This window comes from Streptomyces sp. NPDC048504 (assembly GCF_043200035.1).
In the GTDB taxonomy this organism is placed as follows: Bacteria; Actinomycetota; Actinomycetes; order Streptomycetales; family Streptomycetaceae; genus Streptomyces.
Window position 1 is genome coordinate 76848 of sequence record NZ_JBICXA010000008.1, and the last position, 11655, is coordinate 88502.

11 protein-coding genes are annotated in these 11655 nt (G+C 71.2%); 5 read left to right on the forward strand and 6 right to left on the reverse strand.

All coding sequences use genetic code 11. The features are described 5' to 3' along the window. Positions 1-2 precede the first annotated feature (2 nt). Positions 3-488 carry a MarR family winged helix-turn-helix transcriptional regulator gene (locus tag ACGFY9_RS20980; protein WP_393756105.1) on the reverse strand — a complete coding sequence of 162 codons (486 nt, stop codon included), beginning with the start codon at positions 486-488 and terminating at the stop codon, positions 3-5. A 58-nt stretch (positions 489-546) separates the two neighbouring features. Between ACGFY9_RS20980 and ACGFY9_RS20985 the strand changes: the two genes are divergently transcribed. Next, complete coding sequence (locus ACGFY9_RS20985) at positions 547-1362, forward strand: alpha/beta fold hydrolase (protein ID WP_393756107.1); 816 nt, start codon at positions 547-549, stop codon at positions 1360-1362. Between the two features lie 259 nt (positions 1363-1621). Here the strand turns inward: ACGFY9_RS20985 and ACGFY9_RS20990 are convergent, their stop codons facing one another. Further along, positions 1622-2083, reverse strand: coding sequence for a universal stress protein (locus ACGFY9_RS20990; protein WP_393756109.1), 462 nt, complete (start codon positions 2081-2083; stop codon positions 1622-1624). A gap of 90 nt (positions 2084-2173) precedes the next feature. On the opposite strand from ACGFY9_RS20990, the gene lysX reads away from it, so the two are divergent. Both lysX and ACGFY9_RS21000 read left to right on the forward strand, forming a co-directional pair. Continuing rightward, on the forward strand, positions 2174-5446 hold the full coding sequence (lysX, locus tag ACGFY9_RS20995; protein WP_393756111.1) for a bifunctional lysylphosphatidylglycerol synthetase/lysine--tRNA ligase LysX: 3273 nt from the start codon (positions 2174-2176) through the stop codon (positions 5444-5446). A 91-nt stretch (positions 5447-5537) separates the two neighbouring features. After that, on the forward strand, positions 5538-6380 hold the full coding sequence (locus tag ACGFY9_RS21000) for a polysaccharide deacetylase family protein (protein ID WP_393756113.1): 843 nt from the start codon (positions 5538-5540) through the stop codon (positions 6378-6380). 31 nt (positions 6381-6411) lie between these two features. Here the strand turns inward: ACGFY9_RS21000 and ACGFY9_RS21005 are convergent, their stop codons facing one another. Beyond that, positions 6412-7083 carry a class F sortase gene (locus ACGFY9_RS21005; RefSeq protein WP_366491755.1) on the reverse strand — a complete coding sequence of 224 codons (672 nt, stop codon included), beginning with the start codon at positions 7081-7083 and terminating at the stop codon, positions 6412-6414. A 332-nt stretch (positions 7084-7415) separates the two neighbouring features. On the opposite strand from ACGFY9_RS21005, the gene ACGFY9_RS21010 reads away from it, so the two are divergent. Further along, positions 7416-7922, forward strand: coding sequence for a hypothetical protein (locus ACGFY9_RS21010; RefSeq protein ID WP_393756116.1), 507 nt, complete (start codon positions 7416-7418; stop codon positions 7920-7922). Positions 7923-8017: 95 nt separating this feature from the next. On the opposite strand, the gene ACGFY9_RS21015 is transcribed toward ACGFY9_RS21010, so the two are convergent. The 3 genes from ACGFY9_RS21015 to ACGFY9_RS21025 form a co-directional block, all read right to left on the reverse strand. Then, positions 8018-8566: a hypothetical protein gene (locus tag ACGFY9_RS21015; RefSeq protein WP_318020460.1), complete on the reverse strand. Its 549-nt coding sequence runs from the start codon at positions 8564-8566 to the stop codon at positions 8018-8020. 222 nt (positions 8567-8788) lie between these two features. Then, entirely contained in the window at positions 8789-9553 is a 765-nt protein-coding gene (locus ACGFY9_RS21020) for a DUF4239 domain-containing protein (protein WP_393756118.1), read from the reverse strand. Positions 9554-9569: 16 nt separating this feature from the next. After that, positions 9570-10205: a hypothetical protein gene (locus ACGFY9_RS21025; RefSeq protein ID WP_393756120.1), complete on the reverse strand. Its 636-nt coding sequence runs from the start codon at positions 10203-10205 to the stop codon at positions 9570-9572. A gap of 271 nt (positions 10206-10476) precedes the next feature. Between ACGFY9_RS21025 and ACGFY9_RS21030 the strand changes: the two genes are divergently transcribed. After that, positions 10477-11436 carry an SCO0930 family lipoprotein gene (locus ACGFY9_RS21030; RefSeq protein ID WP_393756122.1) on the forward strand — a complete coding sequence of 320 codons (960 nt, stop codon included), beginning with the start codon at positions 10477-10479 and terminating at the stop codon, positions 11434-11436. Positions 11437-11655: the final 219 nt, after the last annotated feature.

Genomic DNA, 11655 nt, shown 5'->3' on the forward strand with positions numbered 1-11655 from the left:
GGTCAGTCCACGTCCACGTGGTCGAAGGTCCGGAGGATCTCGGTGAGGACCCGCACGCACGCGCTGACCTCGGCGTCGGTCAGATCGCCGCCGACCTGGCGGTTCAGGTGGTGCTCGCGGCCGAGGACGGACGTGATGACGGCGCGGCCCTCCTCCGTGAGCCGGATCAGGGAGGACCGCTGGTGTGCGGGGTTGGGTGTGGCCTCCACCCAGCCGTGGACCGACGCCTCGTTGACCATGCGCTGCACGAACTGCCGGCTCAGGGCCTGGGTCCGGCCCATCTGGGGCACCGTCATGGGCCCGTGCTGTCGCAGCAGGTCCAGTACGGCGCGTACGCCGACGGAGACCCCCTCGACCGGTTCGCCCTGCTCGACCTTGCGCAGGGCGCGCCGGTAGAGCGGGCCCACCAGGTCGAACACCTCGGTGAGGCGATGGCCGAGTTCGTCGGGGGAGAGGGGAGCGGGCGCCGGGGCAGGGGAGTCGTTCACGACCTCATCATGACACCTGGGTTGCCAAACCCACGTCCAAGATGACACCTTGGTTGTCATGACAGCTGCTACGGAACTGAGCTTCTTCGCATCTGCCGACGGGGACCTGGCCTACCGCGACGCGGGCACCGGCGACCCCGTGGTCCTCCTCCACTCCGGCTTCGCCGACCACCGCGTCTTCGACGACCAACTGCCGTCCCTCACCGCCGACTTCCGTGTCATCGCGCCCGACATCCGGGGCCACGGCTTCTCGGCCAACGCGAGCAGACCGTTCCGCTGGGCCGACGACCTCGCGGGTCTTCTGCGCCACCTCGACCTCGGGCCGGCGGTCCTGGTCGGCCTGTCCATGGGCGCGGGCGTCGCGACCGACACCGCGATCGAGCACCCCGAACTGGTCCGCGCGATCGTCGTCAGCGGCGGCGGCACCAGCGCGTTCGAGTACAAGGACCCGGAACTGCTGGAACACACCGCCCGCGCCGGGCAGTTGCTCGCCACCGGCGACATCGCGGGCTGGCTCGACCAGTTCACGCAAGGGGTGGCAGGCCCGCGCCGCACAGTGGCCGAGGTCGACCCGTCGGTCATCCGACGCCTGCGCGAACTGACCGCCCACACGATCTCCAAGCACACCCCGGGCGAGAAGGACTGGTACGTCCCGCTGGCCGACCCGTGGTCGGGCGTCCCGAAGCTGGACGTCCCGGTGCTGGCCATCCACGGCGCGGCCGACTGGCCCGACAGCATCGCCATGGCGGAACGCTTCGCCCGGACGGTCCCGAACGGCCGCTCCACGACCATCGAAGGCGTCGGCCACTACCCGAACATGGAGAAGCCGCACGCCTTCAACGAGATCCTGAGGGACTTTCTCGACACGCTCTGAGGAAGGGGAGCGACGGGGCGAACGGGGTGCGGCCGTCGGCGGACACGGGGACGACGGGGCACGGACGCCGACGGGGAGGGCATTACCGCCCGGCTACCGCTCCACCTTCACCATCTACGGCACGACCATAGGCGGCCAGGGAGTCATCGCCCAGCCACCGCTCCACCCCCACCTGCCACGGCAACACCACCCGGCCGCCCCCCCCCACTCCCACCGGCGACGGCACGCCCCGCCCCGACGCCCGCCCAACCGCCGGAGGCTACGGCACTACCGTCACCGGCCACCGCCCCGCCTTCACCAGCCGCACCGCGACCGACCCGATGATCCGGTGGCCGGCCTGTTCGGAGGCGCCCACGATGACCGCGTCCGCCTTGAGCTGGTCGGCCGCCTTCACCAGGCCGCCGTAGGGGTCGCCGCGGAACGTGTGGAATTCCCAGCGGATGTCGAATATCCCCTTCACGCGCTCGGTCTCGCTGCGGATCTGGGCGACCAGGTTCTCGGCGATCTCGTCGGTCGTGTCGGCGACCGGTGCTCCCATGGCCGCGCCCGCCGCCAGCACCGGCTGCACGTACACCATGGCGAGCAGCGCGTGCTGGCGCCTGGCCAGGCCCGCGGCATAGGCAGCGGCCCGCAGCGAGGACTCGGAGCCGTCCACTCCGGCCACGATCACCTTGGGCCCGTCCGTGCCCCGCTCGAACTGAGTTGAGTGCTGTTCCGTCACGGCCGTGAGGTTATCGGAACCCGCAGGTCCTGAACCCGCCCGGGAGCGCTCGACGGGCGCGCCGCCCGCCCTGTTCCTACAGTCGGAACCATGACTGCCACGGTGGAGGCCGCCAGACCCAAGGACACCAAGGGACCGATACGGCCGCCCGGCAACGGGTTCCTCAGCCGGGTGCCCGAGGGCTTCGCGACCTTCTTCGGCGCCCTCGGCCTGCTCTGCGTCCTGCTCGCCTTCATCGCCCCGCTGCGCCGCGTGCTGCGCCCGGTGGTCCGCTTCCTCGACCTGCTGATCGTCCCCGTCAGCGCCAACCTCGCCTACGCCGTCTTCCTCTTCCTGCTCGCCGCCGCGACCGCCGCCCGAAAGAAGATCGCCTGGTGGCTGGTCGTCGTCTACCTCGGCCTGCTGGTCCTGACGGATGTCCTGGGCGTGGCCCTCGGCCTGTACGCCGAGTCCCTCCCGTCCCTCATCGTGTGCGCCCTGCTGCTGGTCCTGCTGATCGTGGCCCGCGGACAGTTCTACGCCGCCTCCCGCCGCGCGGCCGTACGACGTGCCCTCGCCGTCCTGTTCGCCGGGCTCGCCGTCGCGATCCTCGCGGGATGGGGACTGGTCGCCCTGTTCCCCGGCACCCTGCCCACGAGCCAGCATCTCGGCTGGGCCGCCGACCGGGTCTGCGGCGGCCTGGTCTCCACCCGCTCCTTCGACGGCCGCCCGCCCCGCGCCCTGTACTTCCTCCTCGGTCTCTTCGGCGCGCTGGCCCTCCTGAACGCGGCCACCGTCCTCTTCCGCTCCCAACGCCTCGAAGCGGCCCTGCACGGCGACGAGGAGGACCGCATCCGCGCCCTCCTGAAGACCTACGGCGGCCACGACTCCCTCGGCTACTTCGCCACCCGGCGCGACAAGGCCGTCGTCTTCTCACCCAGCGGCAAGGCCGCCGTCACCTACCGCGTCGAGGCCGGCGTGTGCCTCGCCAGCGGCGACCCGGTCGGCGACCGCGAGGCCTGGCCGCACGCCATCGCCGCCTGGCTCGACCTGGCCCGCCGCCACGGCTGGGCCCCCGCGGTGATGGGCGCCTCCGAGGACGGCGCGAGAGCCTTCGCCCGCGCGGGACTCGGCGCCCTCCAGCTCGGCGACGAGGCCATCCTGCACGTCGCCGACTTCGACCTCGCCGGCCGCGACATGCGCGTCACCCGGCAAGCCGTGAGCCGCGTCCGCCGCGCCGGCGCCACCTGCCGCATCCGCCGCCACGCCACCCTCACCGACACGGAGATGGAGGAGGTCGTCGACCGCGCCGACGCCTGGCGCGACACCGAGACCGAACGCGGCTTCTCCATGGCACTGGACCGCCTCGGCGACCCGGCCGACGGCGACTGCCTCCTGGTCGAAGCACTCGACGAGGACGGCAGGTTGCTCGCCCTGCTCTCCCTCGTCCCCTGGGGCACCGACGGCGTCTCCCTCGACCTGATGCGCCGCGACCGCACCGCCCCCAACGGGGTCATGGAGTTCATGGTCGCCGAACTCTGCGCCGCCGCACCGAAGTTGGGCGTCCACCGCATCTCCCTCAACTTCGCCGTGTTCCGCTCGGCCTTCGAGGAGGGCGCCCGCATCGGCGCAGGGCCGGTCCTCCGTCTGTGGCGCCGCCTCCTGCTTTTCTTCTCCAAGTGGTGGCAACTGGAGGCCCTTTACCGCTCCAACGCCAAGTACCACCCCGAGTGGTACCCCCGCTTCATCTGCTACGGCGAGACCGCCTCCCTGGCCCGCATCAGCCTCGCCTCCGGTATCGCCGAGGGCTTCGTCTCCGTACCGTCGCTGCGCCAACTCTGGGGAAAGGGGCACCAGAAGAGCGGCCCGCGGCCCGCGACGACCGCGGACCTGCCGCCCCTGTCGGCGCTCGGCCTCGGCAGGGAGGACGAGGCCGACGGTCCTGAGAGCGGCCTGCCCGAACAGGTCCGCGTCCGGCACCACAAGCTCGACCGCCTCCGCGCCGCCGGCATCGACCCCTACCCGGTCGGCGTCCCGCAGCGCACCCACACCCTCGCCGAGGTCCGCGCAGGGGACCAAGTCACCGTCGCCGGGCGGGTGATGCTCGTGCGCGACCTCGGCGGCATCGTCTTCGTCACCCTGCGCGACTGGTCCGGCGACCACCAACTCGCCCTGACCCGGGCCGAGTCGGGCCCCGACCTCGACCGCTTCACCGCCGACACCGACATCGGCGACCACATCACCGCCACCGGCCGCGCGGGCACCAGCGACAAGGGCGAGCCCACCGTCTTCGTCACCTCGTGGCAGCTCACCGGCAAGTGCCTGCGCCCGCTGCCCGACAAACACCGCGGCCTCACCGACCCCGAGGCCAAGGTCCGCATGCGCTACCTCGACCTCGTCGCGAGCCCGGAGGCCCGGGACGTCGTCCGCGCCCGCTCCACCGCCGTACAGGCCCTGCGCCAGGGCCTGTTGGAGCGCGGGTACCTGGAGGTAGAGACCCCGATGCTGCAGCAGATCCACGGCGGCGCCAACGCCCGCCCCTTCACCACCCACATCAACGCCTACGACCTCGACCTCTATCTGCGCATCGCCCCGGAGCTGTACCTCAAGCGCCTGTGCGTCGGCGGCCTGGAGAAGGTCTTCGAGATGGGCCGCACCTTCCGCAACGAGGGCGTCTCCTACAAGCACAACCCCGAGTTCACGATGCTGGAGGCCTACCAGGCGTACGCCGACTACGACGTGATGCTCGACCTCGCCCGCGAACTCATCCAGGGCGCCGCGACCGCCGCCTTCGGCTCGCCCGTCGCCCGCAAGGACGGCGAGGAGTACGACATCTCGGGCCCCTGGCCGGTCAAGACCGTCTACGGCGCGATCTCCGACGCGCTCGGCGAGGAGATCGACGCCGACACCGAACTGGCCCGTCTGCATCTGCTGTGCGACCGCGCGAGTGTGCCGTACGGCGCCGACGACGGCCGCGGAGAGGTCGTACTGGAGATGTACGAGCGACTGGTGGAGGAGCCGACCCGGCTGCCCACCTTCTACAAGGACTTCCCGACCGACGTCTCCCCGCTCACCCGGCAGCACCGCACCGACCCGCGCCTGGCCGAACGCTGGGACCTGGTCGCGTTCGGCACCGAACTCGGCACCGCCTACTCCGAGCTGACCGACCCCGTCGAACAGCGCCGCCGCCTCACCGCCCAGTCGCTGCTCGCCGCCGGGGGAGACCCCGAGGCGATGGAGCTCGACGAGGACTTCCTCGACGCCCTCGAATACGCGATGCCGCCCACCGGAGGACTCGGCATCGGTGTCGACCGACTCGTCATGTTCCTCACCGGTCTGACGATCCGTGAGACGCTGCCGTTCCCCCTCGTCCGGCGCCGCTGAGCGTCCGAACACTGGGCCGGGCGGGTGCTTTCCTGCCGCCGCACCGGTGTTGCCGTGGGGCGGCGGTACCCGGCCGGGCGACTGATGAGTCATGAAGAAGGATCAGTCGCTCACGCGCCGACGGGCCCTGCTCGCCGGCGCCGCTGCCGTCGGGGCGGCCGGCACCGCCGGTCTGCTGTACTCCGGACTCGCGGACGACGCCCCCGCCAAGGCCGCCGCCCCCGCCGCCGGGCCCCCACCGCGCCTCGCGCGCAAACCCTCCGCCTACCGCCTCCAGCCCGTGGCCGGCTACGGCGCGCCCCACACCACCCTCGCCCACGTCCCGGTACGGCACGAACCCTTCCTGCGCATGTCCGGACGCGGCAACACCATGGTCCTGACCTTCGACGACGGACCCGACCCCCGCTACACCCCGCACATCCTCGACACCCTCGCCGAGTACGACGTCCGCGCCACGTTCTTCGTGTGCGGCGAGATGGCCGACTGGAACCGGGACCTGCTGGCCCGGATGTCCGACGAGGGCCACGTCGTCGGCAACCACACCTGGTCGCACCCGCTGCTCACCAAGATGACCCGCGGTCAGATCCGCTCGGAGATGGAACGCACCAGCGACGTCATCGAGGACGCCTACGGGGAGCGCCCGCAGTGGTTCCGCGCCCCCTACGGCGCCTGGAACCGGGCCGCCTTCCAGCTCGGCTCCGAGCTGGGCATGGAACCCCTCGCGTGGACCGTCGACACCCTCGACTGGGACACCCCCGGCGTCCCCCACATCGTCAACGCGGTCGAGGACGGCGCCGCCCCCGGCGTCGTGGTGCTCTCGCACGACGCCGGGGGCGACCGGACCCAGAGCGTGAAGGCGCTGCGCGAATACCTGCCGCACCTTCTGGACTCCGGCTACCACATGACGCTGCCACGCCGCCGCACCACCACCTGACAGGCCTTCGCCCGCCCGGTCGGGGAAACGCTCAGCGGACCTCGACCAGGCGGGCGAAGACGACGACGTTCCCGTCGTAGCCGTTCTGCTTGGAGAAACCGCCGCCGCAGGTGATGACGCGGAGCTCCGGAGTTCCCTTGGACGCGTAGACGCGGTCGCCGGGGAAGTCCTTCTTCTCGAAGACCTCGATGCCGTAGATCTCGAATACGGCCGTCTTTCCGTCCTTGCGCTCGACCTCGACGCGATTTCCCTTCTTGAGGGCCCCCAGGCCGTAGAACACGGCGGGGCCCATTTTGTTGTCGACGTGGCCGACGACGACCGCCGTGCCCTTTTCGCCGGGGGAGACGGCGCCGGTGAACCAGCCCGCCAGATTCGGGTCCTCCGGCGGCGGAGCGCCCACCCAGCCGTCCGCGTCCAGGCCCACCGGCATGACCGGGGCGTCGACCCGGATCGCGGGGATCCGCACCCGGTCGGCGACGGAGTACGGCAGCGGGGCCGGGACCTTGCCGAACGTGGTGTGGCCGGTACGGGCGTCCGCGGCGGCCGCCGTCGCCGGCTGCGGCGGTCCCACGTCGAACTCCCCCGAACCATTCCGAATGAGCGCGAGACCGGTCAGCAGAACAAGCGCTATCACTCCCCACGGGGCGCGCTTCTTCTGCCGCTCCTCCTCTTCGGCAAGCTCGGACAGCTCCGACGCAGACATTCGCCATCCCCTCTCGACGCGGCCGTCGCCCCGTCAATCGCGCATACGAGAACGCTAAGTCCCGAAGCCGGAACCGGCGACGGGGAAAGCGCGAACGGGTGGCCCGGACATCCTTATGTGCGCCATACGAGTTGACGCCCGCAGGAATTTTCTGACGGTCCGTGACCTGCGGCAATATCCGATTGTGCGCTTTTCCTCCGGCGTGTCCTCTCACCAGGACGGACCATTCTCGAAATGCGAGCGCGTGCAAGGCATCTGAGGGTGCGTCTGGGAGGCGTTTTCTCGCCGATCGACCGGGGACGGGTCCCGGGGCGCCTTCCGCGGAGGATGACATGCGTACAACTCGTGCCCTGGCTGCCGCCGGTGCCGCGGTGGCCGTCCTGGGGCTCGCCGCCCCGGTGGCCGTCGCGGACGGCATGGGCGCCAGCCCCAGCAACATCGTCGCCCTGCCCAGCGTGATCGCCCGCGGCGGACAGCTCACCGTCACGGTCGACGGCTGCTTCAGCGGCGGCAACGCCATCGCCACCTCACCGGGGTTCGAACGCCCCGCCAACCTCTCCCTGCTCGGCGGCTCCGGTACGACGTCCAGCGGAACGGCCAGGATCAGCCGGTCGGCCACCCCGGGCTCGTACAGCATCACGGTCCGCTGCTCCAACGGCTCCTCGCTGACCCGTGACTCCGCCTACACCGTCATCGGCGGTGTCCGCGGCGGACTCGGCGGCAGCAGCAGCGCCGGGGCGACGCCGACCGACATGGCGATCGGCGGCGGCCTGGTCGCCGCGGCCGTCGTGGGTGGCGGGGTGTTCTGGATGCGCCGCCGCACCGAGCGCGGGATCTGACCTCCTCCCCTTCGGAGTTCAGGCGCATGTGACAGGCCTTCGCCCCGGACCCTTGCGGGTTCCGGGGCGAAGGCCTGTGCGGGTGGCGGTTGCGGTCAGGCGCCGTCCTCTCCGGTGCGCCGGCGCGAGAAGTGGTAGGCCGCGCCCACCGAGCCCGCGATGAGGGCCGCGCCGATGCCGAGCTCCTTGAGGTCGAAGCCGGCGATGCTGCCGCCCTCACCGGCGTGCACCCCTCGCGGAATCTGCTGGGCCGGCTGGAGCGGCTGGATGTTGTTGTTCGTGCGGCCCGAGGCGATGGTCAGACCCGTGGAGCCGCTCACGCCGTCACACGTGAACGTCACCTGGTACACCGCGCCCGGCCTGGCGTCCCAGTCGACCATCGCCGACGCCGAGGACTGCCCCGGCGAGATCCTGACGGTGTCGAAGACCCCGGAGGAGACCGTGGCGGAGCCCTTGCAGCCGCCCTGGTCCCGGTCGAGCTGCAGGGTCACCTGGCCGCCCGCCGCGATCGTCGAGGGCAGGACGCTGAAGCCGAACGGCGTGATGTTGTGGTTGCCGTCGCCCTTCGCGACGGCGACCGGCGCGGACAGGGCGAGGGCGCTGATGCCCAGCAGTGCGGCCGAAGCGACGCGTATCGCGCGCATGGTGGTTCCTCCGGGTCCCCGAGGAGCAGCAGCGGACCTTTTCCGCTTGCGCCGTAAATGCACCTCGATGACCGAAACGCTAGGAACATGTGTGCGCTCCCGCGATCGCAGTCGCGCGAATGGGGCAACGATGTGGGCCGCACAGGGGACACCGTTCGTGCGACCGGGGGACGCCCGCGGCGTGGCGGACGTCCCCCGCTGACCGGCTCCGGTGAGGGGCCGTCAGTCCTTGAGGTGCGGGAAGAGGTTCAGGAACGGCTGCGCCGAGGCCGTGATGCCGCGGCTGTACGGCGCGTCGAAGTCCCAGATCAGGAACAGCAGGAAGGCGATCAGCGCCGAGAACAGCCCGGCCAGGATCAGCTCCCGTGTCGTACGCCGGATCTGCAGCGCGAAGACCATGCCGATGGTGATCACGGCCCCGGCGAGCAGCCCGAACCACACCACCGAGGGCATGGTCGCCCCGGTGGAGTCCGCGCGGGCGTTGCGTGCCTGGTCCGCGGCGGCCACCTGATCGACGAGCGGCTGGTAGGCCTGTGCCTGGAAGTCCGTCTTCGGCTGGTAGGCGGTGACATCCTGACGGATGCGGTCGAGGAGGTCGGTCCCGCGCTGGGTGAGCTTCTCGTGGTCGGCCATCGTCTTCCACTCGACGTCGACGACCTGTGAGACGTAGGCGTTGACGTCGGCCCGGATACGGTCGCGGGCGTCCGGCGGATAGGCCTGGACCCGCTCCGAGACCTCGTGCAGCGCCTGTGCCTCCGCCTGTACGTGGTCCTGGGCGGCGCTGCGGGCCTCCCAGACACCGGCGATCGCGAGGCCCAGGACGATGGCGTACACCACGCCGATCCACATCGTCATGTACTCGATGACGTCCGGGGTCTCGCTGGGGTCCTCGTCCTCGGACGCCGAACGTTCGCGCAGGAACGTGATGATGACGACGACGACACAGGCCGCCGCCATCGCGAGGACGAGAACAAGCCATTCCGACAAGAGGTTCCTCCGGGGATCAGCGTGGACGCAGCGCGACGATGGCGACCACCGCGGGCAGGGTGATGAGCAGGACGTAGACGACCGGCGGCGTCCGGTTGGTGGCCGGCCGCGGACGCGGCTGGGCGTGGTACTGCGGATAACTCACCGGGGCCGCCGAGGGATGCGGGGTGGGCTTGGGAGATGGCTTCGGAGTCGGAGTCGGAGTCGGAGTCGGAGTCGGCGTCGGAGTCGGCGTCGGAGTGGGCGTCGGAGTGGGCGTCGGGGTCGGGGTCGCCCGGGGCGGCGGAGCCGCCGGGGCCGGGCGCGGCGCCGGGGCCGGCGGTGGCGGGGTGGGCTTCGGCGTGGGCCGCGGCTTGGGCGTCGGGGTCGGGGTGGGCTTCGGCGGGGGAGGCGGTGTCGGCTTCGGTGGTGGCGGAGTGGGCGTCGGGGACGGGCAGGGTGGCGGCGGGGTCGGCTTCGGGCAGACCGGGGGAGTCGGCCAGTCGCCGCCGGCCACCGCCACCGCCTCCGTGCCGTCCGGCCCCGTCGAGGCGTACGCACACGCGTCGGCCGCTGCCAGGCCCGCCGGTGCGCCCGCCAGCAGCCAGGTCAGCGTCACCAGGGTCAACACCCTTGCGGCGAGGGCGGTTCGGGTCGGTTCGGGTCCATGCACGACGGAGATCATGAGGCCTCGCGGGCGGGGGCGCGCCGGGGCGCGGGAGGATTGCCCCGAAGGAGTGGAAGGCGGGGTGCGGCCGTTTGACGCGCCGACCGTCGGAGATGGCCGGATGCGCACGGGCGTACGAGACGGCGCCGCCGTGTCACAGGGGTCGGAAAGAAATTTGTGCGGCGGTTGAACACTTCCGTGGTCCCCACCCGTACCTAGGACCGTGCGGCGGCACAGACGGGCGCTGCAACATCCAGGTGATTATGGGGAGTTGACGATGAAGACCTCCTGGCGGAGCGCCTCACTCGCGGCGACGGCCGTGTCCGTCATGGCGTTGACGGCGGCGTGCGGTTCGGAAAATGTGACCACGCCTTCCTCTGCGGCACAGAACGTCGGTGCCACGGCGGCGGCCGGAGGTTACGGAAGCGTCGGTGCCACGGCGAGCGCCAGCACCGGTGCCGGCAACGGCTACGGCGCGGACGGCCAGCAGGCCGCTGCCGCCGAACCCGCGGGCCAGCTGACCGTTGCCAACAACCCCGACCTCGGCAAGGTGCTGAGCGACGGCGCCGGCCTCACCCTCTACCGTTTCGACGCCGACACGGCCAATCCCCCCAAGTCGAACTGCGACGGCGACTGCGCCACCGCCTGGCCGCCGGTTCCCGCGGACGACGCCACGGCCGGCGCCGGTATCGACAAGGCCCTCCTCGGCGAGGTGACCCGCACCGACGGCACCAAGCAGCTGACCATCGGCGGCTGGCCCGCCTACCGCTACGCCAAGGACGTCAACGCCGGTGACGTCAACGGCCAGGGCGTGGGCGGCAAATGGTACGCGCTCGCCCCCGACGGCAAGAAGGCGACCCTCGCCTCGCTGCCCGGCCTCTCCGTCCGCAAGGACGCCAAGCTCGGTGACATCGTCGTCGACAAGAACGGCCACACGGTCTACCGCTTCCTCAAGGACAAGGCATGGCCGAAGTCCGTCTCGAACTGCCTCGGCGCCTGCGCGGACAAGTGGCCGGCCGTGGGCATCGTCTCGGCGAACGACACCAAGGGCGTGCAGAAGAAGGGCCTCATGGGCTTCACCCGGCCCGACGGCGTCAAGCAGATGACCGTCAACTGCTGGCCCATCTACACCTTCTCCGGTGACACGGCCGCCGGACAGACCAACGGACAGGGCGTGGGCGGCACTTGGTACGCCGTCTCCCCTGAAGGCAAGCCGGTCGGCGCGCCCGCGGAGTAGCGAGAACCTCCCCAGGGTTGATCGCCCCCCGCCCACTCGGCAACCGAAACGCGGAAGGGAGGGTCGCGGGCAAGCGACAGAAATGCCGAACAACACAGCAGCGCGCGCGACCCCAGGTCCGCCCCCTCCGCACCGCACGGAGGGGGCGGGCCGCTTTGGCGTATTCCATGCAGCAATTCCGGCATTCTCCGCGCTTCTCCGCATGTCCCGCACGTCAAT

Coding starts and splice junctions, on each gene's coding strand:
- ACGFY9_RS21010 (WP_393756116.1), top strand. CDS start 7,416: ATGCGTACAACTCGTGCCCTGGCTGCCGCCGGTGCCGCGGTGGCCGTC.
- ACGFY9_RS20985 (WP_393756107.1), top strand. CDS start 547: ATGACAGCTGCTACGGAACTGAGCTTCTTCGCATCTGCCGACGGGGAC.
- ACGFY9_RS21030 (WP_393756122.1), top strand. CDS start 10,477: ATGAAGACCTCCTGGCGGAGCGCCTCACTCGCGGCGACGGCCGTGTCC.
- lysX (WP_393756111.1), top strand. CDS start 2,174: ATGACTGCCACGGTGGAGGCCGCCAGACCCAAGGACACCAAGGGACCG.
- ACGFY9_RS21000 (WP_393756113.1), top strand. CDS start 5,538: ATGAAGAAGGATCAGTCGCTCACGCGCCGACGGGCCCTGCTCGCCGGC.
- ACGFY9_RS21015 (WP_318020460.1), bottom strand. CDS start 8,566: ATGCGCGCGATACGCGTCGCTTCGGCCGCACTGCTGGGCATCAGCGCC.
- ACGFY9_RS21005 (WP_366491755.1), bottom strand. CDS start 7,083: ATGTCTGCGTCGGAGCTGTCCGAGCTTGCCGAAGAGGAGGAGCGGCAG.